23 protein-coding genes are annotated in these 26,627 nt (G+C 34.0%); 16 read left to right on the top strand and 7 right to left on the bottom strand.

What is annotated here, in order from left to right; translation table 11 throughout:
• On the top strand, window positions 1–164 hold a 164-nt coding region (locus ACYSNM_RS07880), incomplete at its 5' end, for an IS3 family transposase (protein ID WP_461756392.1).
• Between the two features lie 69 nt (window positions 165–233).
• On the opposite strand, the gene ACYSNM_RS07875 is transcribed toward ACYSNM_RS07880, so the two are convergent.
• Complete coding sequence (locus tag ACYSNM_RS07875) at window positions 234–614, bottom strand: RidA family protein (protein ID WP_461756391.1); 381 nt, start codon at window positions 612–614, stop codon at window positions 234–236.
• Between the two features lie 20 nt (window positions 615–634).
• Window positions 635–3,334: a putative LPS assembly protein LptD gene (locus ACYSNM_RS07870; RefSeq protein ID WP_461756390.1), complete on the bottom strand. Its 2,700-nt coding sequence runs from the start codon at window positions 3,332–3,334 to the stop codon at window positions 635–637.
• A 123-nt stretch (window positions 3,335–3,457) separates the two neighbouring features.
• Between ACYSNM_RS07870 and ACYSNM_RS07865 the strand changes: the two genes are divergently transcribed.
• The 8 genes from ACYSNM_RS07865 to ACYSNM_RS07830 all read left to right on the top strand — a co-directional run bounded on the left by ACYSNM_RS07865 (window position 3,458) and on the right by ACYSNM_RS07830 (window position 13,211).
• Window positions 3,458–4,579 carry an N-acetylmuramoyl-L-alanine amidase family protein gene (locus tag ACYSNM_RS07865; protein WP_461756389.1) on the top strand — a complete coding sequence of 374 codons (1,122 nt, stop codon included), beginning with the start codon at window positions 3,458–3,460 and terminating at the stop codon, window positions 4,577–4,579.
• Window positions 4,580–4,634: 55 nt separating this feature from the next.
• Window positions 4,635–5,582 (top strand): MlaD family protein, encoded by a 948-nt coding sequence (locus tag ACYSNM_RS07860; protein WP_461756388.1) that lies wholly within the window; start codon window positions 4,635–4,637, stop codon window positions 5,580–5,582.
• Window positions 5,583–5,686: 104 nt separating this feature from the next.
• A complete protein-coding gene (locus ACYSNM_RS07855; protein WP_461756387.1) occupies window positions 5,687–7,012 on the top strand; it encodes a 4Fe-4S dicluster domain-containing protein in 1,326 nt (441 codons plus the stop codon).
• A gap of 68 nt (window positions 7,013–7,080) precedes the next feature.
• Window positions 7,081–7,872, top strand: a complete 792-nt coding sequence (locus tag ACYSNM_RS07850) for a (Fe-S)-binding protein (RefSeq protein WP_461756386.1) — start codon at window positions 7,081–7,083, stop codon at window positions 7,870–7,872.
• 6 nt (window positions 7,873–7,878) lie between these two features.
• The gene (locus tag ACYSNM_RS07845) at window positions 7,879–8,364 is read left to right on the top strand and encodes an ABC transporter ATPase (RefSeq protein WP_461756385.1); all 486 of its coding nucleotides are present in this window, start codon (window positions 7,879–7,881) and stop codon (window positions 8,362–8,364) included.
• An 82-nt stretch (window positions 8,365–8,446) separates the two neighbouring features.
• The gene (locus tag ACYSNM_RS07840; protein ID WP_461756384.1) at window positions 8,447–11,341 is read left to right on the top strand and encodes a glycoside hydrolase family 3 N-terminal domain-containing protein; all 2,895 of its coding nucleotides are present in this window, start codon (window positions 8,447–8,449) and stop codon (window positions 11,339–11,341) included.
• Between the two features lie 273 nt (window positions 11,342–11,614).
• On the top strand, window positions 11,615–12,742 hold the full coding sequence (bshA, locus tag ACYSNM_RS07835; RefSeq protein WP_461756383.1) for an N-acetyl-alpha-D-glucosaminyl L-malate synthase BshA: 1,128 nt from the start codon (window positions 11,615–11,617) through the stop codon (window positions 12,740–12,742).
• Window positions 12,743–12,755: 13 nt separating this feature from the next.
• Complete coding sequence (locus ACYSNM_RS07830; RefSeq protein WP_461756382.1) at window positions 12,756–13,211, top strand: OsmC family protein; 456 nt, start codon at window positions 12,756–12,758, stop codon at window positions 13,209–13,211.
• Window positions 13,212–13,355: 144 nt separating this feature from the next.
• On the opposite strand, the gene leuB is transcribed toward ACYSNM_RS07830, so the two are convergent.
• From leuB to ACYSNM_RS07810, 4 genes are read right to left on the bottom strand one after another with little or no spacing between them, the layout of a single operon-like run.
• The gene (gene leuB / locus ACYSNM_RS07825; protein WP_461753804.1) at window positions 13,356–14,474 is read right to left on the bottom strand and encodes a 3-isopropylmalate dehydrogenase; all 1,119 of its coding nucleotides are present in this window, start codon (window positions 14,472–14,474) and stop codon (window positions 13,356–13,358) included.
• Between the two features lie 29 nt (window positions 14,475–14,503).
• Window positions 14,504–15,088: a 3-isopropylmalate dehydratase small subunit gene (gene leuD / locus ACYSNM_RS07820; protein ID WP_461756381.1), complete on the bottom strand. Its 585-nt coding sequence runs from the start codon at window positions 15,086–15,088 to the stop codon at window positions 14,504–14,506.
• A complete protein-coding gene (leuC, locus tag ACYSNM_RS07815) occupies window positions 15,072–16,475 on the bottom strand; it encodes a 3-isopropylmalate dehydratase large subunit (RefSeq protein ID WP_461756380.1) in 1,404 nt (467 codons plus the stop codon). Before leuC ends, leuD begins: the two co-directional genes overlap by 17 nt.
• A gap of 6 nt (window positions 16,476–16,481) precedes the next feature.
• A complete protein-coding gene (locus ACYSNM_RS07810; protein WP_461756379.1) occupies window positions 16,482–17,660 on the bottom strand; it encodes a 2-isopropylmalate synthase in 1,179 nt (392 codons plus the stop codon).
• A 147-nt stretch (window positions 17,661–17,807) separates the two neighbouring features.
• On the opposite strand from ACYSNM_RS07810, the gene ACYSNM_RS07805 reads away from it, so the two are divergent.
• Together ACYSNM_RS07805 and ACYSNM_RS07800 are read left to right on the top strand one after the other, a co-directional pair.
• The gene (locus ACYSNM_RS07805; protein ID WP_461756378.1) at window positions 17,808–19,301 is read left to right on the top strand and encodes a hypothetical protein; all 1,494 of its coding nucleotides are present in this window, start codon (window positions 17,808–17,810) and stop codon (window positions 19,299–19,301) included.
• Between the two features lie 537 nt (window positions 19,302–19,838).
• Window positions 19,839–20,615: a hypothetical protein gene (locus ACYSNM_RS07800; RefSeq protein WP_461756377.1), complete on the top strand. Its 777-nt coding sequence runs from the start codon at window positions 19,839–19,841 to the stop codon at window positions 20,613–20,615.
• 59 nt (window positions 20,616–20,674) lie between these two features.
• Here the strand turns inward: ACYSNM_RS07800 and ACYSNM_RS07795 are convergent, their stop codons facing one another.
• Window positions 20,675–21,661, bottom strand: a complete 987-nt coding sequence (locus tag ACYSNM_RS07795; RefSeq protein ID WP_461756376.1) for a PhoH family protein — start codon at window positions 21,659–21,661, stop codon at window positions 20,675–20,677.
• A 95-nt stretch (window positions 21,662–21,756) separates the two neighbouring features.
• Here ACYSNM_RS07795 and ACYSNM_RS07790 point away from each other — a divergent pair, with 95 nt between their 5' ends.
• The 5 genes from ACYSNM_RS07790 (at window position 21,757) to dnaN (ending at window position 26,517) form a co-directional block, all read left to right on the top strand.
• Complete coding sequence (locus ACYSNM_RS07790) at window positions 21,757–22,596, top strand: SAM hydrolase/SAM-dependent halogenase family protein (protein ID WP_461756375.1); 840 nt, start codon at window positions 21,757–21,759, stop codon at window positions 22,594–22,596.
• Between the two features lie 15 nt (window positions 22,597–22,611).
• On the top strand, window positions 22,612–22,908 hold the full coding sequence (locus ACYSNM_RS07785) for a putative quinol monooxygenase (RefSeq protein WP_461756374.1): 297 nt from the start codon (window positions 22,612–22,614) through the stop codon (window positions 22,906–22,908).
• Between the two features lies 1 nt (window position 22,909).
• Complete coding sequence (locus ACYSNM_RS07780; RefSeq protein WP_461756373.1) at window positions 22,910–23,629, top strand: ABC transporter permease subunit; 720 nt, start codon at window positions 22,910–22,912, stop codon at window positions 23,627–23,629.
• On the top strand, window positions 23,629–25,317 hold the full coding sequence (gene gldG, locus ACYSNM_RS07775; RefSeq protein ID WP_461756372.1) for a gliding motility-associated ABC transporter substrate-binding protein GldG: 1,689 nt from the start codon (window positions 23,629–23,631) through the stop codon (window positions 25,315–25,317). The genes ACYSNM_RS07780 and gldG overlap by 1 nt, the downstream gene beginning before the upstream one ends.
• An 81-nt stretch (window positions 25,318–25,398) precedes the next feature.
• On the top strand, window positions 25,399–26,517 hold the full coding sequence (gene dnaN, locus ACYSNM_RS07770; protein ID WP_461753793.1) for a DNA polymerase III subunit beta: 1,119 nt from the start codon (window positions 25,399–25,401) through the stop codon (window positions 26,515–26,517).
• Window positions 26,518–26,627: the final 110 nt, after the last annotated feature.

Here is a 26,627-nt window from a genome sequence, read left to right as displayed (position 1 = left end):
TGAAATCAGAACTATTTTATCTAAAGAAATACAACTCCATACTGGAGTTGACACAGGAAATAAAACAGTATATAAAATATTATAATAACGAGCGAATACGTATTAATTTAAATGGAATGAGCCCGGTGGAATACCGAGCTCATTATATTAAAAAGATTGCATAACTTCGTCCAACTTTTTGGGGTCAGTCCACTTTGAAAGGGTCTTTTTTTATAAGTAAAATATAGTCTTTATTACTTTGTAGCTATCATAGAAATTTCTACATCCACTCCTCTAGGAAGTTTAGCAACTTGAACACACTCTCTAGCTGGAGCATTTTCTTGTTCAAAGTGGCTTCCGTATACTTGGTTAACCACAGCAAAATCATCCATGTTAGTTAAGAAAATAGTAGATTTTACTACGTTTTCAAATCCCATGTTAGCCTCTTTTAAAATCGCTTCTAAATTAGCCATCACTTGTTTGGCTTGATCCTCAATACTAGAGTCAATCAAAGTTTGCGTTTGTTGGTTAAAAGGAATTTGTCCAGAAATAAATAAAAAATTGGAAGCTAAAACCGCGTGGTTATATGGCCCAATTGGAGCCGGAGCTTTTTCAGAATTAATGATCTTTTTCATAATTATTTTTTGTTAGTTAATTACCAAAAACGTTTATCTGGAGATTTTCTTTTCTCCCACTTAATATCGCTTAACATAGAGGAACGGATTCCGATGTAAAAGCCCCAACTTGTATAAGTGCCAATTGGAACCCAGGTGAAGTCCATCCTCCAGCTTTTTAAATCTCTTTCAAAGCGCAATTGTGTAAAGGTAACTCCATCTTGTACAAAGTCATAACCGGTAGAGAATCCTACTTTCCATTTAGGAGTCAAGTCCACATTTCCAGAAACCATTACTGAGTTATTTACAATCTCGTCTTGCCTTTGTGCGTTGCTATAAGTAAGGGAATAAGCAAAAGTTAAGTCCCAAGGCAATTTTGCATTATAAAAGCCAGCAAATGGCTTTTGTTCGGCTTCTGGGTCAAACATACTCTTTCTAGTATTGTTTAACTCTAATGCTCGTCCAAATAAATCATCCCCACGTCCACCGTTGTCGATAGAGTTTTGGTTTTTGTCTTGTGCATTACCTCCAAACCAAGGATCTGTACTTGCCATTGACCAGTTAATTGTCAAGTTAGCACTAGTTAAACGAAATAAGCTTCCACCATTATTGATATTAAACATATCAATACGTCTGTTGTTGTTATCTAAGGCGTATGGATCTAAGGTAGCTCCTAGGTTAATTTGCATTTTGTCTTTAAATAATGCCGTTCCTGTACTAACGCGTACTGGTGACCATTTTAAAGAGTCTGCGCTCATATTATAACTAGTAGAGAAGTTTAAACTATTTAAAAGCATTAGCTTTTTATACTCGTCTTTATCGCTGTCTTTGTCTCTTACTTTAGCCTCGAAAGTGTTGCTTAAGTTAAAGTTAAGCATATTGGAGTTCATTCTACTAGGGGCTCCGAAAAGCCCGTTTTGAAATCGGGTATAATCCTGAACGGTCTGACCTGTGGCATCTATGGCATAGGTGTCATAATATTTATCAAAGCTAGGGGTGTAAGAATATCCTACTTGAGGACGCATTACGTGCCTAATTGCTTGAATCTTCTTATCATCACCAAAATTAAATGTACCATAAATAGTAGTTCCAATGCTGGCATTGAAATTATAGGTTCTAAAACTATCAAAGCCATTAACCCTTAGATCTTCTACTTGGTTTTTTTCTGGGTTATATTCTTTCTTTATAGTATTGAAATACCACACTTCATTGAAATTAGCTCCTGTTGTAACAGAGAAATACTTAAAAACTTTAAAGTTAGTAGAAATTGGAATACTATGTTGGAAACCTGTATTTAAGCTATCGTACATTTCTTTTTTGAAGAAGTTGTCCTCATGCACTCTTACTCTGTTTTCTCCTCTTAAGTTATAAGAAAAGTTAAGGTTTTTAATAAGACCTCTTTTTGCTCCATATTTAGGGGCAAAAGGGAATACCCTGTCTACACTAACTGCTAGAGTAGGTAAGGTCATATTAATTTGTCTAGTATTGGTGTTTTGGGAATGCGTAGCTGTTAAAGACATATTCACTTGAGGTACACTCTCAAAGGTTTTTGAATAAGAAACCGAAGAGCTCATTGTATTGTTCAAGGAAGCTCCAACGTTATAAGTGTTGTTGGATTGTCTAAAGTACTGGCTACTACCCATGTTTACCGAAGCAGAGAAGTTAGAAGTAGGATTGGCTTTATTGTCCTTTCTATGTGTCCACTGAATATTGTAAAGTTTAGAAGCGGAATAATCTGGTAAACCTCTCTCGCTGAAAAGATTGTTTTCATAGCGGATAAGTACGTTACCACTATATTTATAACGCTTAGCATAATTACTTTGCCCCCTTAAAGCCCAACTTCCATTGGTGTAGTAATCCCCTGTTAAGGATAAATCCATTCTCTCGCTAATTGCAAAGTAATATCCTCCATTTTGAAGGTAGTACCCTTGAAGATTGGTATCTCCCACACTAGGTATAATAAAACCAGATTCTGCTGTCTCACTCATTGGGAAAAAAGCAAATGGAAGTCCAAGTGGAGTAGGTACATCGGCAATAACCATGTTGGTTACCCCAGTAACTACTTTTTTACCTGGAACTAGTTTAATTTTTCTGGCTTTGAAATAATACTCCGGATCATCTAAGTCTTCGGCTGTGGTGAAAATAACATCTTTCATAAAATAAACAGAGTCATTTTCTTTTTTGGTTACAGCAGCCTTTATATTGAATTCTCCTTGGGATGTTCTAGATTGAAAAACAACCGCTTTTTGGGTTCTTGTATTATAGCGTATGGAATCAGGTTCTACAATTTGACCTCCTTGTGAGAAAACAGGTAGTTGTGTCATATTTCCAAGGCTATCTTTTATACCACCGGCATAAATTTCATCTTTTTCAAAGTTGAAAACGATTTTTCCTGCTTGAAGTTGGAAGTCTTGGTATTTTACTTCCGCCTCATTATAAAGGGTGATTTCCTTTTTACTTTGGTCTAATCTTTCATAGTCTTTTGCTTTTCTATATACTATTGTCTCCAAGATTCCTTTACTTTCCTTTGGTAAAGAATCTTTTTTGGCCTCTAGGACCTTTGGAGCTTCTACCATAGACTTATTGGCTATAGTATCTGTTTTAGATGATATAGAATCGGTTAAATTACTGGTATTTAAGGTAGTATATTTCTTTTGAAATTCTTGTGCCGCTACATTGTTCGTTGACAATTGACAAGAAAGAAATAAAACTAAAACGATATTAAAAATATTTGTTCGCAAATCTATTATATATGCTATTTTTGTAAAACTAAGCTTGTTATTTTTAACGTGTCAAACTTACATATATTTTTCCTTAAAAAGGTAATTTAATTCAATTTATCCATAATTATAAATATATTTTTTATGAATAGTAGTTGTTCAAAACTGTTCACTTTACTTGTTGTTTTCTTATTAACAATTGGTGTATCAGGACAAAACAATCCTAAATTTAAAGTGATTTTAGACCCAGGGCATGGTGGAAAAGATGCTGGTACAAATCACGGAAAATTTGTCGAAAAAGACATTGTTCTGGCTGTAGCTTTACAAGTCGGGAAAATTTTAGAAGCAAATCCAGATATTGAGGTCTATTATACTAGGAGTACCGATGTATTTGTACCGGTAAAAGAAAGATCTGTACTTGCCAATAAACAAAATGGTAATGTCTTTGTATCCATTCACTGTAATGGTGCAGAATCAGCCGCAGCATACGGAACAGAAACCTTTGTTATGGGACTTAGTAAAAACAAGTCTAACTTAGAAGTAGCTAAAAAGGAAAACTCGGTAATTATGCTAGAGGAAGATTATCAAACTACTTATGCAGGTTTTGATCCTAATTCTCCTGAGTCTATTATTGGCCTTACTTTAATACAAGAGGATTTTATTGATCAGAGTATCGATTTAGCCTCTAGAGTACAGGATAACTTTACCCATACTTTAAAAAGAAAGAATAGGGGAGTAAAACAGGGAATATTCTGGGTATTACACGGAGCATTTATGCCAAGTGTGCTTATTGAACTTGGTTTTGTTTCCAATCCAAATGAAGGAGCTTATTTAAATTCTTCTAAAGGAAGAAGCGAATTGGCTACCTCTATAGCTCAAGGGATAGTAAATTATAAGAAAGCTTATTATAAAGAACAAAATATTACTGCTGTTCCTAGTAGCAAACCTAACACGAGTTCTGCAGCCTCTACATCTAGTTCAAAGGAGAGTTCTACTGAGCAAAAAGTGCAAAATGGGGTGGTTTTTAAAGTGCAAATTGCCGCAAGTGATAAAGTATTGCCCTTAAAACCACAAAATTTCAAGGGACTTTCTAATGTTACTATGCTTAAAAGTGGTAAATTAAATAAATATTTTTATTCTAGCACAACTAGCTATGAACAAGCCAAGAAGCTTTTACAAGAAGCCAAGGCAAAGGGACATAAAAGCTCGTTTATTGTACCGTTTTTAAATGGTAAAATAATAACAATGGAGCAGGCATTAAAATAATCTAAGGCGCTTTGAAAATAAAAGTTTATTTTTGCGTATTATAAAATAAGTGATTTTGAAAATATCAAGAGAAATTAAAACGGCTATTTTAGTACTAGGAGCAATTGCATTGTTCATTTGGGGGTACTCTTTTTTAAAAGGTAATAATCTATTTGACAACAGCCAAAAGTATTATGTAGAATACCAAAATGTAGAAGGTTTAACTACATCTTCTGTGGTTACTATTAATGGATTAACAGTTGGTAAAGTATCGAAAATTACAATTGATCAAACTTCAGGTAAACTAGTAGTAGAAATACTAATGACTAATCCTATAAAAATTTCCAAAGAAAGTACCGCTACAATTTATTCGCCAGGATTAATTGCTGCAAAGGCAATTTCAATTGATCCTTTATTTGGGCAAGATAATTATGCAGAAAATGGTGCTTACTTAAAAGGAGATGTACAAAAAGATATGTCGGAGCAATTAATGGGAGAAATGCTGCCATTAAAGGCTAAAGTAGAAGGTCTTTTAGAAAGTACTAGTCAAATGCTTAGTTCTATTAATGGTGTGTTTGATGAGCAAATGCAACAAGACTTAAAACAAGCTGCAAGTGAATTAAAGGGAACTTTAGCTGCATCTAAGACAATGTTGAATGTTGTTCAGCCTAAATTAGGGGCTACTTTAGATAATCTTAATACAATGAGTGGCGAATTTGTAGAAGTGTCACAAAAATTAAATACATTAGACATCCAAAGTACTTTTAATAATTTAAATAGTGCTACAGCATCTATGGATAAGCTATTAGCTAGTTTAGAAGATGGAAGTGGATCTATTGGAATGTTGTTAAAAGATCCAGCTTTATATGCTAACTTAACTAATGCTTCTAAAGAATTAGAACAATTACTTAGAGATTTAAAAGAAAATCCTAAACGATACATGCACTTCTCTGTATTTGGAAAAAAGGCTGTACCTTACCAAGAACAAATTGAAGTAGAACTTCAAGAACAAGATGCTCAATAATGAATACTATTTATAGCATTGCCTGTGCTATAGAAACAATAAAACTATATAATTAGCTAACCACTAAAAACCACTAACCATTATTTGAAACAATTATTACCACTATGCAGTACTTAGGTCAAATATTATTTTTATTATTATTGATTGTTGGTTTTGGATTCTTTATTAAGAATTTAAAGAAATTAAAACGCAACATCTTATTAGGACGCCCAATTGATCGTTCGGATAATCCAGGGGCAAGAATGCGAAATATGATTCGCGTGGCCTTCGGTCAGAGTAAAATGGGTAAAAGACCCATCCCAGCTATTTTACACCTTTTTGTGTATGTTGGGTTTATTATCATTAACATCGAAATGTTAGAAATAATCATTGATGGATTATTTGGGACCCATAGAATATTTAACTTTTTAGGAGTTATTTATGATGTGTTAATTGCTGTATTTGAAGTACTTGCTTTACTTGTAATTGTAGGTGTAGTGGTATTTTGGATTCGCCGAAATATACTTAAGTTAAAACGCTTGAACCAAAGTGAGCTTGAGGGATGGGGTAAAAGAGATGCCAACAATATTATTTATATTGAGTGTATCTTAATGTGTTTGTTTTTATTAATGAACGCTGCAGATTATTACCTGCAAACCAATGGATACCCAGGTTATCACGCAGCAGGAAGCTTTCCTGTTTCTCACTTTTTAACGCCCGTTTTCGAATCAATGAGCTTCTCTACTGTAGCTATAATTGAGAGAGTATGTTGGTGGGGGCATATTGTTGGAGTGATGTTGTTTATGAATTATTTATATTACTCTAAGCACTTACACATTATATTAGCCTTCCCAAATACTTATTATGCTGATTTAGAGCCATTGGGAGAGTTTGATAATTTAGCATCTGTAACAAAAGAGGTGCAATTAATGATGGACCCTAATGCAGATCCTTATGCTGCAGTAGAGCCTAGCGAGGCAGAACCAGAGAAATTTGGAGCTCAGGACGTTATGGACCTAAATTGGGTACAACTTTTGAATGCTTATTCTTGTACAGAATGTGGAAGATGTACTTCGGTATGTCCACAAAATATGACCGGTAAGAAATTATCTCCTCGTAAGATTATGATGTCTACCAGAGATCGTTTAGAGGAGGTGAGCCAAAATATAGACAACAATAAAGGAGTGTTTATTCCAGATGGCAAAACACTATTGAATGATTATATTACCGCAGAAGAGTTATGGGCATGTAACACATGTAATGCATGTGTGGAAGAATGTCCAATAGATATTTCTCCATTATCCATTATTATGGATATGAGACGTTATTTAGTTATGGAGCAAAGTGCTGCACCAATTGAACTTAACAACATGATGCAAAATGTTGAAAACAATGGAGCGCCTTGGCAATATAACCAACAGGACCGTTTAAATTGGAGAGACGAAAATTAATCTATTAACCTTAGTTGGAGTCTACCAAAAAAACAAAAAGGTATACTCCACAAAATATAGCGCGTATTATGTCACAGAATTTAGTAGTACCTACCATGGCTGAAATGTTAGCTAAAGGCGAAAAACCAGAAGTTTTATTCTGGGTTGGTTGTTCAGGTAGTTTTGACGATAGAGCAAAGAGAATTACAAAAGCTTTTGTAAAAATTTTAAATAAGTCCAATGTTTCTTTTGCCGTTTTAGGTGCAGAGGAAAGTTGTACTGGAGATCCAGCAAAAAGAGCTGGTAATGAGTTTGCATTTCAAATGCAAGCCATGATGAATATCCAAGTTTTGGATGGTTATGAAGTAAGTAAAATTGTAACGGCTTGTCCACACTGTTTTAATACTTTAAAAAATGAATACCCAGGTCTAGGAGGAAATTATCAAGTGGTTCACCATACCGAATTTTTAAAATCTTTACTAGATGAGGGACGCTTACAAATTGAGGGTGGTAATTTTAAAGGAAAGCGAATTACCTTCCATGATCCTTGCTATTTAGGACGTGCTAATCAAGTATATCAAGCACCTCGTGATTTGATTGAAAAATTAGATGCTGAATTAGTAGAAATGAAGCGCTCTCGTGCAAATGGTCTTTGTTGTGGAGCAGGTGGTGCTCAATTATTCAAAGAACCAGAACCTGGAAACCAGGAAGTACACATACTTCGTACTAAGGAAGCTCTTAGTACAAAGGCAGAGATTATTGCTGCGGGATGTCCTTTTTGTAATACCATGTTAACCGATGGGGTTAAATTTGAAGAAAAAGAAAGCCAAGTTCAAGTTTTAGACGTGGCAGAATTAATTGCAAACGCAGAAGATTTATAATATATTATGTATACACCAATGAGCGAGATGCCAAACCATAGTAAGGTTTGGATCTACCAATCAAATAGAAAGTTCTCTGAAGAAGAGGTGAAGGAAATTGAGCAAATAATGGGGGAATTTGTTGAGAATTGGGTAGCTCATGCAACTCCATTACACGCTTCTTTTGAAGTGAAATACAATCGCTTTATTGTTTTGGCAGTAGATCAAGATATACATCCAGCCTCTGGATGTTCTATTGATGCATCGGTTAGAGTAATTCAAGAGATTGAGCAAAAATTTAAAGTAGATTTATTAGATAAAATGAATGTTACTTATAAAACGGGAGAGTTTATTACTTTTAAGACCTTAATTGAATTCAAACAATTAGCAAAAAGTAAGGCTGTTTCTGCTAGTACTATCGTTTTTAATAATTTAGTAAATGATTTAGAAGAATACAGAGAATATTGGGAAGTACCTGCTGAAGAAAGTTGGCATGGACGCTTTTTTAAATAGAAGTATTTTTCTACATTTAGTCCTATCAAAGATCATCATCAATTTTTTGATGATGATTTTTTTTATAACCAACATTCAAAGCATGAAAAAACTTAGTATACTATTATTTTTAGTTTGTTTTATTGGCCATAGCCAATCTAATTTCAAGCCCATTACTACCTCAAGTACCACCGCTCAAGATAAGTGGGTGGATAGTGTGTACCAGAGTTTTAGTTTAGACCAAAAGATTGGGCAGTTATTTATGGTAGCAGCTTATTCCAATAAAAAGCCAGACCACTTAAAGTCATTAGAGCAATTGGTGGATAAGCAGCATATCGGTGGGGTGATTTTTTTCCAAGGTGGCCCTGTAAGACAAGCTAAAATGACCAATGCCTTGCAAAAAAGAAGCAAACTTCCTCTTTTAGTTGGAATTGATGGAGAATGGGGATTGGCCATGCGCTTGGATTCTACCTACAGCTTTCCTTATAATATGACTCTAGGTGCAGTTCAAGATATGTCCTTAATCCAAGAGTTTGGTAAAAAAAGTGCACAACAAGCAAAACGTTTAGGTCTTCAATTTAATTTCGGACCAGTAGTAGATGTAAATATCAATCCCAATAATCCAATTATTGGAGTGCGTTCTTTTGGAGAAACTCCAAGTATAGTAACCGATAGAGCCATAGCATATACCAAGGGATATCAAAGTGAGGATATTTTTGCAACAGCAAAACACTTTCCAGGACATGGAGATACCTCTAGTGATTCTCATTATAATTTGCCATTAATTGATTTTGACAAGCAAAGACTAGAAGAAGTGGAATTGTATCCATATAAGGAGTTGATTAAAAATGATTTAGCCTCTGTTATGGTGGCACATTTGAATTTTCCGGCCTATGAACCTAATAAAGATATTCCAAGTTCTTTGTCTTATAATATTGTAACTAAGCTATTAAGAGAACAAATGGGCTTTGAAGGATTAATCTTCACTGATGCTTTAAATATGAAAGGAGCAACTAGCGGTTTAGCACAAGGAGAAGCAGATTTAAAGGCTTTTTTAGCTGGAAATGATATGTTACTTTTCTCTGAAAATGTTCCCGTAGCTGCCTCTATGATAAAACAGGCGTATCAAAAAGGGGAAATAACCCAAGAGCGTTTAGATTATTCTGTAAAGAAGATATTAGCCTATAAGTATAAGGCAGGATTAACAAAATACAAACCTATTGAAATCCAAAACCTTGTAAAGGATTTAAACGATAGTAGCTATGACGATTTAAACCAAAAATTATACGACCAGGCTATTACAGTAGTAAAAAATACTTCTAATATTTTACCTATAAGTGATTTAGGTAAGCAACATATTGCCTACCTACAATTGGGAGATGACCAAGAGAAAGGGTTTTTAGAAGATTTACAACAATATGCAGAAGTAACTCGTATAAGTCCAGAGGATATTAATAAGTTGGACAAATATTCTATGGTAATTATTGGGTACCATAAATTTGATAACCCTTGGCGTAACCATAATTATTCTGCCTATAACGCAGGTTTAATTGACAAGATTGCCAAGCAAAAAAAGACTGTACTTGTTTCCTTTGCTAAAGCCTATGGTTTATCATCATTACAGAATTTAGAGCCAATAACTGCTGTTGTACAGGCTTTTCAAAATAATAAGTTTGCACGCCAAAGCGCCGCTGGGGTAATTTTTGGTGCTTTACCTGCTATGGGGAAATTACCTATTAGTGTTAACCCCATTTATCCCGTTGGAACAGGTTTAGAAACTGCCAATACCCATACATTAAGTTTTGGTTCTGCTTTAAGTCAAGGTATGAATCCAAAAGAGCTAATGAAAATTGATAGTATTGTTCAATACGCAATCGATAAAAAATTCACACCAGGAGCTCAAGTGCTTGTAGCTAGAAATGGAGTAGTGGTATATAATAAAAGTTTTGGTTACCATGATTACCAAAACCAGGTTAAGGTAAAAGATACCGATCTTTATGATTTAGCATCTTTAACTAAGATACTGGCAACTTTACCTATGATCATGAAATTATATGATGATGGCATTATTGATTTAAATACCCCAATGGGAAAGTTGTTTCCAGAATTTGCTTATACCGATAAGCAGGATATTACTTTAAAAGAATTATTAACCCATCAATCTGGTTTACCAGCTTGGATTCCTTTTTATAAAGAAACTTTAGATTCTTTTCAAAAGCCAGATCCTTCGATTTATAATTACTATGCTAATGGGGATTATATGGATCAAGTGGCGGAGAATTTATTTATCAAAAAGGGTTATAGCCAAAATATGGTAGATCGTATTATGCAAAGTAATCTATCTAAATCAAAATCCTATAAGTATAGTGATTTAGGTTTTATCCTTTTAAAGGAATTTGTTGAGAGAACGTATGGTAAAAGTTTGGATTTAGTGGTAGAGCAGCAAATCTATGAGCCTTTAGGAGCAAGTCACCTTACCTTTTTGCCTTTACGCAAATTTGATATAAGTCAAATCCCTCCAACAGAAGAAGATAACTACTACCGCTATACTACTGTTCAAGGTTATGTACATGATATGGCAGCAGCAATGCAAGGTGGAGTTGCTGGACATGCAGGGTTATTTGGAAATGCTTTGGATGTGGCAAAAATTATGCAGATGTATTTAAATAAAGGAAGCTATGGAGGTAGAGAGTATTTTTCATCTACTACTTTTGATAGTTTCAATACTTGTGAGTTTTGTGCAAAGGGAAATAGAAGAGGAATTGGTTTTGATAAACCTCAAAAACCAGGAACTCCTGGTCCGGTTTGTTCTAAAGCTTCCTCTAGTAGCTTTGGGCATACTGGATTTACCGGTACAATGGCCTGGGCAGATCCAGAAAATAATTTAGTGTACATTTTCCTTTCTAATCGTACTTATCCAGATTCATCTACTAATTTACTTTCTAGAAATAATATTCGAGAAAATATCCAAGAAGTAATTTACAATAGTATTATCTAAGCTAGAGTACTACCTATACAATAAGTTAATAGCCTTTGTCTTTACCGATTTAATATAAATAGGTAAAGACAAAGGCTATTGTGTTTTTAGGAGGTAAATCTGAAAAAAAGCATTTTATTTATTGGTATTATTAGTAAAATGGAGTATATTAAATATTGTATTGTTAATTTCTGTTTTGTTAAATAAAGGTTATAGTAGGTTGTTTAGCCCAAGAGCAAGGTAGTAGTTCGCAATAATAGAATTATATTTATCGACACAAATAGATTTATACATATGAAGATCGCTATTGTTTGCTATCCAACCTTCGGAGGAAGTGGTGTTGTAGCCACGGAACTAGGTTTAGAATTAGCCAAAAGAAACCACGAAGTTCATTTCATCACCTATAGTCAACCTGTTAGATTGGCATTATTAAATCCCAATATTTACTATCATGAAGTAAATGTTCCAGAATATCCGTTATTTCACTATCAACCCTATGAACTTGCTTTATCTAGTAAGTTAGTGGATATGGTAAAGTTATTTAAAATTGATGTACTTCATGTACATTATGCTATTCCTCATGCATATGCTGGCTATATGGCTAAACAAATGTTGAAGGAAGAGGGAATTAACCTACCTATGATCACTACTTTACACGGTACAGATATTACATTAGTGGGGAATCATCCAAATTATAAGACGGCCGTTAGTTTTAGTATTAATCAGTCTGACTTTGTGACCTCTGTTTCGGAGAGTCTTAAAAATAGTACGTATGAATTATTTGAAACAACCAAAAAAATTCATGTGATTCCTAACTTTATAGAAGTAAAAGAGACACATATGGAGAATAATGTATGTAAAAGAGGAGCAATGGCCTTGCCAAATGAGGTAATTATTACCCATATCAGTAACTTTAGAAAAGTAAAAAGAGTAGAGGATGTAGTAAAGGTATTTTATGGAATTCAAAAAGAGATGCCTGCTAAATTAATGCTTGTTGGCGATGGTCCAGATAGAGAAAGAGCCGAGCGTTTAGCTTTAGAATTAGGTATATATGACAAGATTATCTTCTTTGGAAAAAGTAATGAGATTGATCGTATTTTAGCTCACTCTGATTTGTTTTTATTACCTTCAGAAACAGAGAGTTTTGGTCTTGCTGCTCTAGAGGCTATGGCAATGGGTGTGCCTGTTATATCTAGCAATACTGGAGGATTACCAGAGGTAAACGTACCAGGGGTTTCAGGTTATTTGAGTGATGTAGGAGATACCCAAGATATGATTGCAAACTCTTTAAAAATTTTAAAGGATCCAGAGGTATTGGCTGAATTTAAAAAAGGAGCAAAAGAAATTGCTCTTAAGTTTAAAATCGACAGAGTATTACCATTGTATGAAGATTTATATGAAAAAGCAATCGCGATGAGATAGCACAGGAAAAAAGATGGAAAATAAACACTTTTTTAAGGCTACTTTGCATTGGAACTTAAAGGTAAATAGCAGTCAAAATAAACCGCGTACCTCTAAGAATCACCAGGTACAAATACAAGATAAGACCTTATTAGACTTATCTGCAGCTAAACAATTTAAAGGAGATCCAAGTTTGCACAATCCAGAGGATTTGCTACTATCGGCTTTGAGTTCTTGTCATATGATGAGTTTTTTATATGCTTGCCAAAAAAAGGATATAGTAGTCTTAGATTATAAGGACCAAAGTTTAGCTACTTTGGCTTTATTTGAGGATCAAAGTGGGAGAATAACCCAGGTGGACTTACATCCCAAGGTTGTTTTTGAAACTCCTGTTTCTTTACAGCAAGTAGAGCAATTACATCAAATAGCCCATAAGCTTTGTTTTATAGCTAATTCTTGTAATTTTCCAATTTTCATTCATGTACAATAAGATAAATAATGATTCTATTTCACCTTACTAATAGATTATTTAAATAGTAAAAAGGCCTTTTAAGCATGCTTAAAAGGCCTTTTTTAAAGAAATAGTTTAATATAAAATGTTTTGAAGGGGATCAAAAAGGGGCTAGTAACGTTTTTAAATTATCGTTGAAGCACCTAGGGTAATATTTTCTAAGTATTTATCTTTGTTATTTTTACATTGGATATAGTGGCAGATATATTGTCCAACTTCTTGCGTAGAATAGCTCTTGGTTGGAGCTAAATCTTCTGTTAAGTATTTATTGTTGATACAATCTTGTACTGCTTCTTCAATTTCTCTAGCCGCTTGGTTTTGTCCTAAATAATCTAGTAGCATAGCACCAGATAAGATACAAGCAATTGGATTGGCAATTCCCTTGTCTTTGGCTTGTGGATAAGAACCGTGAATAGGCTCAAATAATGCAGTCTTCTCTCCAATAGATGCAGATGGTAAAAGTCCAATAGAACCTCCAATTACACTTGCTTCATCCGAGATAATATCTCCAAACATATTCTCTGTCAATACTACGTCAAAAGCTTTTGGATTAAGGATTAATTGCATAGCAGCATTATCCACAAATATAAAGTCTAGTTCTACCTCAGGGTATTGTTTATGTAAGTGTTTTACTGTTTTTCTCCATAATCTAGATGTCTCTAAAACATTAGCTTTATCGATAACAGTTAGTTTTTTATTTCTTTTTAAGGCTGCTTGAAAAGCTAAATGTGTAATAGGCTCAATATCGCTATAGTTATATCTACATACATCTGTAGCACTTAATCCATCTTCACTTGTGTGTTTATCTCCAAAGTAGATTCCGCTTATTAGCTCTCTGTAGATAACCATATCTGTACCTTGAATAATATGGCTCTTTAGTGGACTTTTATCTAAAAGTGCATCATAGGCCTTCACTGGGCGTATGTTGCTATATAATCCTAAAGCTTTTCTAAGAGCTAATAGTCCTTGTTCAGGGCGAATTTTAGCTTGTGGGTCATTATCGTATTTAGGATCACCAATAGCCCCAAATAATACAGCGTCTGCTTTTTGACAAGCCAAAAGTGTTTTCTCTGGTAGAGCTTCTTTGGTTTGGTCAATAGCAATAGCTCCAATAGCAGCGTATTGATAATGTAATTCAAAATTATAGTGAGTGGCTATGATATCCAACACCTTAGTGGTTTCTCTTATTACCTCAGGGCCTATTCCGTCACCTGGAAGTACTGCAATATTATATTTTTTCATGGCTTTTTGTAGTTTATTTGGTGGGCTAATTAATAGGACCGAGAATTCTCGAATTCCTCTATTTTTTGTTTTTTACTGATAAGGTAATCAATATCATCATAACCATTTAATAGACATATCTTTTTATAGGGGTCTAATTCAAAATGTACTTTTTTACCATTCACTTCTAAAGATTGTTCTTGTACATCAATATGTAAATTAGTGGATGGGTCTTTTTCTATGCAATCAAAGATATATTGTAGATACTCAGGGGAAACAATAATGGGTAATAACCCATTGTTTAAGGCGTTTCCTTTAAAGATATCTGCAAAATAGCTGCTAATTACTACTTTAAAACCGTAGTCTGTTAGAGCCCAAGCTGCGTGTTCTCTACTACTTCCACATCCAAAATTATTTCCTGCTACTAGGATTTCTCCACTATAAGTAGGATTGTTAAGGGCAAAATTTTTATTAGGTTGGTTTTGGCTATCAAATCTCCAATCTCTAAAGAGATTTTCTCCAAAGCCCTCTTTGCTTATCGCTTTTAAAAATCGAGCTGGAATAATTTGATCCGTGTCTATATTTTCTAAATCTAAAGGTATTGCTGTAGATTGTATATTAATTAATGCTTGCATGTTGTTGTAAATTTTGATAAGATATTTTCCCTTCTACTGCTACAATTGCCGCAGTTAGGGGACTAGCTAGTAGAGTCCTTGCACCTTGCCCTTGTCTTCCTTCGAAATTTCGATTAGACGTACTCACGCAGTATTCTTGGGCAGGGATTTTATCCTCATTCATGGCTAGACAAGCCGAACACCCAGGTTGTCTAATTTGAAAACCTGCATTGTGAAAGATTTCATCTAATCCTTCTTGCTTAATTTGTTTAACTACTTGTTGAGAACCAGGAACAATCAAGGCTTGTATATTAGGGGCAATTTGTTTGCCTTTAATATAAGAGGCTGCTGTTCTAAAGTCTTCAATTCTAGCATTGGTGCAACTTCCGATAAATACGTGATTAACAACAATTGAATCTAAACTCTGTCCACCTTCTAGACCCATATATTCCAAAGCTTTACTCTGGGATGCATCTGTAGGGGTAGGGATGTTTTGATCAATGGAAATACCCATACTTGGATTGGTTCCATAAGTGATCATTGGAGTTATGTCTTTAGCATCAAAGAAGTATTCTGTGTCAAATACGGCATCTTTATCTGAAGGTAAAGTCTTCCAATAGGCTAGTTTTTGCTCCCACTCTTCATTAGAAGGTGCAAAAGGTTTGCCTTGTATATAATCGAAAGTAGTTTGATCAGGGGCAATCATTCCTCCACGAGCTCCCATTTCAATACTCATATTACACACAGTCATTCTTGCCTCCATGGACATGTTTTCAAATACTTCTCCTGCATATTCACAAAAGTATCCTGTACCAACGTCTGTACCTAATTTAGCAATAATATACAAGATAACGTCTTTTGGCTGTACATTTTTACCTAATTTACCATTAACAGTAATTCGCATGGATTTAGGCTTATTAATTAGAACGCTTTGACTTGCAAAAACTTGAGCTACTTGACTTGTTCCAATTCCAAAGGCGATACTTCCAAAGGCTCCGTGGGTAGAGGTATGGCTATCTCCACAAACCATTGTCATACCTGGTTGAGTAACTCCCAATTCAGGGGCAATAATGTGTACTATTCCCTGGTAGGGGTGACCTAATCCGTAAAAAGTGATGTCATTTTTCTCACAATTGATTAGTAGTTGGTCTACTTGCAATTTACTGTTTGGGTCTTTGATAGGCTTATCTTGATCTAGGGTAGGTACATTATGGTCTACTGTAGCTAAGATTTGCTTTGGTCTAAAAACCGGTATATTTCTTTTTTGAAGTTCATCGAATGCCTGTGGGCTGGTTACTTCATGTATTAGATGTTTATCGATATATAAAATTTGTGGACCGTTTTCTATGTGATCTACCACATGGGAGTCCCATACTTTATCAAATAATGTTTTTGGTTGTTTATTCATAATAAATTAAAGCGACGCATTAATAAAACGTTGGTTATTCACTTGAGCTAAAAGGTGTTTTAAATCCTGTTCGTTTACTTCTTTTTTAGTATCAGCAACTTGTAGGAAATGCTGATATAAAATATCTAATTCATTCTTAGTTACATCGTATCCTATGTTTTTGAAGCGGTAGGCTAGGGCAGATCTTCCACTTCTAGCTGTTAAAACAATAGAAGATTCATCTACACCTACATCTCTAGGGTCAATAATCTCGTAAGTATCCCTTCTTTTGATTACTCCATCTTGGTGAATACCTGAACTGTGCGCAAAAGCATTAGATCCTACAATTGCTTTATTTGGCTGAACAATCATTCCCATAGTGGAAGAGGTAAGTTTACTTAACTCATTTAACATCTTGGTATTAATATCCGTGTGATACCCTAGGTCTTGGTGTTGTTTGAAAATCATCACTACTTCTTCTAAAGCAGTATTTCCAGCTCTTTCTCCAATACCATTAATGGTACATTCAATTTGTCTAGCTCCGTTGATTACTCCTTGAATAGAGTTGGCTGTTGCCATTCCCAAATCATTGTGACAGTGACAAGAGATAATTACATTTTCAATACCAATTACATTTTGGGTAAGGTATTTAATTTTTGCCCCATATTGCTCTGGTAGGCAGTACCCTGTAGTATCGGGAATATTTAATACTGTAGCTCCTGCTTTAATTACCTCTTGGCAAATTTGTGCTAAAAAAGCATTATCGGTTCTTCCTGCGTCTTCTGCGTAAAACTCAATATCATCGGCAAAGTTTTTTGCATAAGCTACTGCTTCTACAGCTCTTTCAATGATTTGTTCAGGAGTGGAATTGAATTTATATTTTATGTGTAAATCCGAAGTACCGATACCGGTATGGATTCTAGGTTTTTTTGCAAACTCTAAAGCTCTAGCAGCAACTTCAATATCTTTTTTATTTGCACGGGTTAAAGCACAAATACTCGCATTTTTTACTATTTTTGAAATAGCTACTACAGAGTCAAAGTCACCAGGACTAGAAACAGGAAAACCAGCCTCAATTACATCTACACCGAGTTCATCGAGTTTTTGTGCGATTTGTAATTTTTGTTGTCTATCTAACTTGCACCCAGGTACTTGTTCCCCATCACGTAATGTGGTGTCAAAAATCTCAATCTTTTTGGTCTGCATAATCTTGTTTTTATGATTTCTTAGTAGCAAAAGTGAAAAAATGTTCCATTGCACTTTTGATTTGAATTGGATTATTACAATGCCAAAACAAGTCTTTTCGGTGTGTATGTGTTTGTTTTTTAAATAGTTAGCTTTAAAAAAATTACAATGTCAAATTATAGTAAAGATCCATTATTTGTATTAATAAAGTCCTTATCTCGTTCAGAAAAAAGACAATTTAAGCTGTATGTAAATCGAATTCAGACCAATAGTGAGGCTAAGTTTTTATCGCTTTTTAACTACATGGACAAGATGCCGATGTATTGTGAGAAGAGTATTTTGCAACAACAAATCACCACAAAGGCACAACTCTCTAATTTAAAAGCCAATTTGTATAGAAATATCTTGGTGAGTTTACGTATGAATCCTAGTAAGAAAAATATTCGCATTCAAATTCGCGAGCAATTAGACTTTGCTACTATTTTATACCAAAAGGGTTTGCATAAACAAAGTTTGAAGATTTTGGATAAAGTAAAAGCCTTGGCCATAGATAAGGAAGAAAAGGCAATGGCTTTAGAGATTATTGAGCTAGAAAAGGTGATTGAAAGCCAGTATATCACCCGAAGTATTTCAGGTAGGGCCGACGAATTAATTAAGCAAAGCCAAGAGATTAGTTTGCAGAATTTTTATTCCACTCAGCTTTCCAATCTTTCCTTGAAGCTTTACAGTGAAATACTTACCTCTGGGTATGCTAAAAACGATGTGGAAAAACAGAAAATACTGACCCTTTTTGATGATAACATGCTTAAGGTTGATCCAAAGGTGTTAAACTTCAAAGAGAAGTTATGGTATTTTAAAACCCATGTTTGGCGTTGTTTTTTACTACAGGATTATTATAGCGCCTATAAATTTGTACGTTTATGGGTAGAGTTATTTTATGATCATCCCGATATGATACTAAGTAACCCTATCTGGTTTTTAAAAGGTAATTCTTACTTATTTAAATTGATCTTACTTTTCAAAAGTAGCGATAGATTTACCCTTTGGAACGATAAGCTACAAAAGGTTTTAAACCAGGATAACTTTCCTCAAAGTGTCAATATTGACTCTATAGTGTTTTTAATGCAATTCAATAATAAATTGAATCATGAAATCATTCAGGGTAGTTATAGCGGAAACTTACTGTTTTTAAAGCATTTGCAAAGGGGGATTAATGAGTATAGTAACGTAATTGATGAGCATCACTTTTTAGTTATTTATTTCAAAGTAGCCGCAGTTCACTTTGGTTATCAAAACTATAAAGAGTCTTTAGTATATACCACTAAGATTCTTGAAAATACAACCTATAGCGTACAACAGGATTTATTGTTTCATACGCGTATTTTATCCTTGATGGCTCAATTTGAATCCGGATTGGATGAGAAATACGAAGAGTATTTAGCAGCGAATCGACTTTTAGTGACCAAAATGAAAAATAAAACCCCGATTCACGATGTGTTAATGGATCTATTCCAAGGTTTGGTAAGTAATTATCCTGATCAACAAAAAAAGGTGTTACAGACTTATGTAGATACCGCTAGGGGATTATTTAAAAATAGGTATTACCGTAGGAGTATTTTATATATTGATGTGTTAAACTGGGCTAACAAAAAGTTGCAATAAGTTAATTTTTCACTCTAAATTAGCATTGCTTCTTTAATTGGCTATAGGGTATTTATTAAAAATACTTTGGATGTTAAAGTAGAGCTTGGCTTAGTGGATAAAATGTTAAAGTTGCTTGTTTAGTAGGGGTATTGTCTAAAATGGATGTTTTTCTTTATTTCATGTGTTTTTATTGTATAATTGTTATAAATTGTAATTATTTTCTATCTGTTTTGGTATATTTTTGAAGTAAACTTGTTTTTCAATTTTGAAGAGGTATTGTCCTGTTAAAAGAGGGTAAAACATGCATTATGCCTTTGAAATAGGACATTTTGCAGATTTTAGGTCTAATTTATAGGTTATTTGTATTTTTGCGATTTTGGCGAAATTATAACATTTATAATCTTAATATTTATATAATGCGTGCTGAAATAACACGATTAATAGTATCTTTGCATTGTTTAGACAACATAAAGTTAGAAAATTTGAATGTGATTTATTTCTTCGTTAAACCTAAAAGGGATTTTTCAAGTGTAAATTGACAAAACAATTAAATATATGATATTGGCATTAACTGTTTCGTTGTTCCCTTCATGTGGAACTGAGCAAGAAAAGGAGATTTATACCAAAGATAATACAAGTAAACAAATTGATTTATTGAATAAAAATGACCTAGATGGAACTTTTTTTAAAGCAATGGATCAAGATACTCTTCAATGTATTGCAATTAGCAAGAAGGGGATAGTTTACTCGAGTTCAAAACCAAGTCAAAAAATGACTTTTCCTTTTGTAGAGCCATTAGTGGACGGAGAAAGTAGAGTATATAGTACCTCCAATAAAAATGAGTCTATTGATATAGTGATTTATGAGGATGAAACGGCTCAAAATTACTTAGACGGACGTTTTGACCATTCTGTTGCAGTAAGTATTACTAAAAATGGCGGAGATGCCACTAGTGATTTTGCATGCTATGGACACTATTTATACGATGAGTCTTTATCGGGTAACTGGGTTTTTCAGGCCTATGAAGACAAGAGAATCGAAGAATTAGGAATCGATCAAATACCTTTGATTTGTATAGATATTAATACCAGAAGTTTCTCTGGAAGTGGAGGTAATCATATGATTTACGGAGATATACGTTGTCAAGGAGACGCTGTGTTCTTTAAGATTATCTTATCCCCAGAGTACGTAACGGATTCTTATCAAAAAGAAAAAGAGCTCTTAGCTGTTTTAGATAATTGCGATCGTTACCAAATCAAAGCAGATACCTTGTTTTTGTATGAACAAGATACTCTAAAGCTAACCTTTGCTAGAGATTTATATAACATATAATTAAAGTACTCCAAAAAAGATTACTTTAAGTTGATAATAAAATAAAAGAAGTGGAAACTTTATTTGGTTTCCACTTCTTTTATTTGTTCTAAAGTCATCGTATCTGTACGATCGTCTAGTTTTTTGTATGCCGCTACAATTCGCTTAACCAATTTATGTCTTACGATATCTTTGTCATCTAAGAAAAGCATACCAATTCCTTCTACATCTTTTAAAATATATAAGGCTTCTTTAAGTCCAGAGGAAACTTTCTTTGGTAGATCTATTTGTTGAGGGTCTCCTGTGATAATAAACTTAGCATTTTTACCCATACGTGTTAAAAACATTTTCATTTGGGAATGCGTCGTGTTTTGAGCCTCATCTAAAATTACAAAAGCGTTATCCAAGGTTCTACCTCTCATAAAGGCTAAAGGAGCGATTTGAATGGTTCCTTTAAGTAAATAGTCCTCTAAGGTCTGTGGAGGTATCATGTCTCTTAAAGCGTCGTATAAAGGCTGCATATAAGGGTCTAACTTATCTTTCATATCCCCAGGAAGGAATCCTAGATTTTCACCTGCTTCTACAGCTGGTCTTGTTAGAATAATCCTTTTTACCTCTTTATTTTTTAAAGCTCTAACGGCTAAAGCTACTCCTGTGTAGGTTTTACCTGTTCCAGCAGGACCAATTGCAAAAACCATATCGTTTTTTTCCACAATTTTTACTAACTTGTGCTGGTTTGGAGTAAGGGCCTTGATTAATTTACCAGAAACCCCATGTACTAAGATGTCGTCTTTGGGATTCATTATCTCTGGTCCATTATCCATAACAATACGTTCAATGGTGTTTTCATCTATTTTGTTATAGCGGATAAAGTATTTGACTAATCGCTCAAAGCGAGTCTCAAATTCGTCCAAAATTTCAGGATCACCAAAAACTTTTACAAAATTGTCTCTAGAAACTATTTTTAATTTTGGATATAGTTTCTTAAGTGCGTTTAAATGAATGTCTTGTGGACCCCAAAAGTCTTTTGGGTTAAAATAAGCTAGTTCAATTGTTCTTTCGTTCAAGAGGAATGAGAATTAATTAAAAAAAATAATCTAATTTTGTAAATCAAATCTACTAAAAAAATCCATTCTTCTAAAAAATATATTGAAAATTTAAAATGCAAAGGATAATTACTCTTACTACAGATTTTGGATATAAGGACTACTACGTGGGGGCCCTTAAGGGAAAGATATACTCTAATATACCAAGTTGTAATATAGTAGATATATCACATGATATTTCCCATTATAACGTAGAAGAGGCTGGTTTTGTAATTGCTGCAGCATACAAAAACTTTCCAAAGGGAAGTATACATATTATCGCAGTGGATGCAACAATCACAGAATTTAGCCCAGCGATATGTTTATTCTACCAAGGTCATTATTTTATTACAGCCGACAATGGTATACTAACTCTACTTTTACAACAAGAAGCAAAAGCTGAAGTGGTCTTAATAGACCCTAATGCTGCGATGAAAAGTAGCAATGATATTTTTGTGTACTGCGCCTATCAATTATTTGAAGGTAAAGCACTAGAGGACATAGGAACCTTAACCCAAGATTTTAACCGATTAAACCGTTTAGGAGATGCTTTGGAAATCCATAAAAATGGGATACAAGGTAAAATAGTCTATGAAGATTCTTTTGGAAACTTAGTTAGTAATATCTCTAAGGCAGATTTTGAGAAAATAAGCCAATCTAGAAATTTTGAGATTATTGTAAAGGATTATCGCATAAAGAGAATAAATCGTTATTACTGTGACTTTACTACAGCCGATAGCCAATCCTTAAAAGAAAGGGCAGGGGAGTTTGTAGCGGTTTTCAATGATTTAGATCTACTTACTATAGGTCTTTTTTATTCCAGACCAAATACCCCAGGAGGCTCTCCAAGAACTCTTATGAATATACAATTGTACGATAACATTAGTATTGTCTTTCAAAGGGAAGAGGATCAATAGAAAAATAAAAAAAACATGTTTGTTAGAATAGTTAAGTTAAGTTTTAAACAAGATCAGGTAGAGAATTTTCTAACCTATTTTGAGAAAATAAAACATATTGTTAGAAATCAACCCGGATGTAGCTTCTTAGAATTATATCAAGATAAAAGCGATCCAAGTGTATTTTTTACCTATAGTTATTGGCAAGATCCACAAGACTTAGATAATTATCGTTATTCTGCAACTTTTAAAGAAATATGGCCTTATGTTAAAACCATGTTTAAAGAGGATGCAATGGCTTGGAGTGTAGATAAACGCGTAACCTTATCTTAAGATGAAAGCAATTTGTTTACAGGAAATCCGCAGTTTCTTAAGCGGCATTACTGCCTATTTAGTTCTAGTTGTATTTTTAATGGTAACCGGACTTTTATTATGGGTATTACCAGGAAGCTTTAATATCCTAGAGAATGGCTTTGGGGATTTGTCCGATTTATTTTTATTGGCTCCTTTAGTTTTTATCTTTTTGATTCCAAGTATTACCATGGCTAGTTTCTCTTCAGAGATAAAGCAAGGGACTATAGAACTTTTACTTACCAAACCCATTGGGATTTGGTCCATAGTCCTTGGTAAATTCCTAGGAGTGTTCATTTTGGTTATTTTAGCTATTATTCCTACCACTGCCTATATTTGGGTCATATCTCAATATTTACAAGTAGATCACTCTTTAGATACAGCCACTTTACTAGGGTCTTACCTAGGATTGTTTTTCTTAGCAGGGGCTTATTGCGCTATTGGCGTTTTTTGCTCTACTTTAAGTAGCAATCAAATTGTTTGTTTTTTACTGGGAGTTTTACTGTGTGCTTTTATGTACATAGGTATAGAGCAAATCGCTCTTTTAAGTGGCTCTTTATCCATAGAACAGTTAGGAGTAGAGTATCATTTTAAAAGTATTAGTAAAGGAGTAATTGATACTAGAGACCTTTTGTACTTTAGTAGTTTGACTATTCTTTTTCTAGCTATGAGTGTTTTTAAAGTAAATATGTTGCGTAAATAATGAGGAAAACAACACAAAAAAACTTGAAATCTCTAGGGCTGATTTTTGCTTTATTAATTATAATTAATGCTTTAGGCTCTTTTCTATACGCCAGATGGGATTTAACCAATGATAAAAGGTATACTATATCACAGGCCTCTAAAGAGGTGTTGCAACAGGTACATGCCCCGGTTATAATAGATGTTTTCTTAAGTGGAGATTTGCCACAGGAATTCAATCGTTTGCAAAGGGAAACCAAACAAATGTTAGAAGAGTTTTCTGTTATAAATAGCAATATTAAGTTTCAGTTTATCAATCCTTTAGAGGAATCTTCTGCTAATCAGGATCAATTATTAGAGGATTTATATGCCTTTGGTATAAAACCCTTATCTATAACAGTTAACGAAAAAGGAAGCCAGACCCAGAGTTTTGTACTTCCATGGGCAATTGTTTATAGTGGAGAACAGGCCGCTAAAGTACAGCTCTTAAAGAGCAATATGGGGGCAACCACAGCCAATACAGTACTTAATTCTGTACAGTACTTAGAGTATGCCCTTATTAAGGGGATTGATCAAGTAGCTACTTTAGAGCAAAAAAACATTGCTGTTTTAAAAGGCAACGGGGAGTTAGAGGATATGGAAATGGCAGATTTTCTAATGGATATTTCTCAACGATATAATGTAGCCTCTTATACGATCGATTTACAAAAGGAACAACCTGGTGATGTTTTACAAGGATTAAAACAATTTGATTTAATTATTGTAGCCAAACCTACAAAGGAGTTCTCTTCTGAGCAAATAGGGATTTTAGATCAATATATCATGCAAGGAGGTAAGAGCTTATGGCTTTTAGACCAAGTTGTTGCTGATATGGACTCTATCCGACAACAAGGATCGACTCTAGCCTTTGGACAAAAACAATCCTTAGGGGAGATGTTGTTTAAATACGGTCTTAGGATCAATCCAGTTTTGGTAAAAGATGAAATGGGTACTTCAATTAAAATTGCAAGTGGTAGACAAGGTAGTCAAACTACTTATAGTGATTTTGTATGGAAGTTTTCTCCTTTTGTTTATCCTGTTTCCAGCCATAGTATCGTTAAAAATATAGAGGGGTTGAAATTGGATTTTACCAGTCCTATGGATACCCTTAAGAATGATATAAAGAAAACAGTTCTTTTACAAAGTAGTCCTTATTCCACTACAGTAGGTACTCCAGTGGAGATTTCTTTGGAGGTTCTTCAAGAGAAAACTACAGCCGATATGTATAAGGATAAGGGAAATTATATTTTAGGAGTTTTATTAGAAGGGGAGTTTGCTTCGGTATTTACCAATAGAATATTTCCTTTTGCCAATAGTTCTGTATTACAAAAGAGTCCTTTAAATAAAATGATTGTCATTTCTGATGGAGATATTATTCGAAATCAATTTGATGCTAAAGGAGTTCCGATGGAGCTGGGTTTTGATAAGTGGACCAATATACTTTATGGAAATAAGGACTTTTTAAATAATAGCGTGGACTTTTTACTGCAGGATAAGGATCTTTTATCCCTAAGAACCAAAGAAGTTCGCCTAGCAATGTTAGATAAAATGAAAGTATATGATAATTATTCGTATATTCAATTTTTGGCACTAACAATTCCAATTGTGGTAGTTATGCTTTTTGCAATAGTGTTTTTTGTGCTTCGCAAAAGCAAATTAGTTAAAAAGTAGCATAAAATCACTTTTATTATTGATATTAATCCAATATATTTGTAGCTGTAAAAGCAGTTTTACGTATTAAATAATTGTAATATGAAGTTTATAGTATCGAGTTCCTACTTGTTAAAACAATTACAAGTTTTAGGTAGTGTAATCAATAGCAGCAATACTTTGCACATTTTAGATAATTTTCTATTTGAATTAGATAATAATATTTTAAAGGTATCTGCATCTGATTTAGAGACAACCATGTCTGCTACTTTGGAGATAGAATCAACTAGCCAAGGAAGCATTGCTGTTCCTGCTAAATTGTTATTGGAAACTTTAAAGACTTTTCCAGAACAACCTTTGACTTTCTCTGTAAAGGAAAACAATACCATAGAAATTAGCTCAGATGTTGGAAAATATGTGTTAGCTTATTCTCAAGGAGATGAATTCCCTAAAGCAGAGTCTTTGGAGGATCCTGCTACAACACAAGTACCTGCTGGAGTATTAGCTACAGCTATTAGCAAGGCTATTTTTGCAGCTGGTAATGATGATTTACGCCCGGTGATGTCTGGAGTATTCTTTCATTTTTCTCCAAGTGGTTTAATTTTCGTTGCAACAGATGCACATAAACTAGTAAAATACTCTAGAACAGATATTACCTGTGAGAGTGAGGCTAGTTTTATTATGCCTAAGAAACCATTGAATATTTTGAAAAATATTTTAATGAGTTCTGGAGCTGATGTAACTATTGAGTTCAATGAGAGTAATGCACAATTTAATTTTGATAATTATACTTTAACTTGTCGTTTAATCGATGGGAAGTATCCAAATTATGAAGCAGTAATTCCAAAGGAAAATCCAAATAAATTATTAATCAATCGTTTACAGTTTTTAAGTAGTGTTAGACGTGTGAGTATTTATGCTAATAAAACTACCCACCAAATCCGCTTAAAAGTAGCTGGAACAGAGTTAAACATTTCTGCTGAAGATATTGATTACTCTAACAAAGCCGACGAGAGATTAACTTGTGATTACCAAGGAGATGATATGCAAATTGGATTTAATGCTCGCTTTTTATTAGAGATGTTAAATAACTTGCAATCAGACGAAATCCTATTAGAGATGTCTTTACCAAACCGCGCTGGTATTTTAACTCCAGTAGATGGTTTAGAGGATGGAGAGCTGGTAACTATGCTAGTTATGCCAGTTATGCTTAATAGCTAATCGATAATCGTAGAAAAATAGTAAAAAGACCACTAGAGATAGTTGGTCTTTTTTTAATATTACACCTTACTTAAATTATCTATTTGAGATAAAGGGGTGTTTTAAAAGGC

The organism is Myroides sp. LJL116 (genome assembly GCF_054871685.1).
This window is presented reverse-complemented; position numbering and strand designations above follow the sequence as displayed.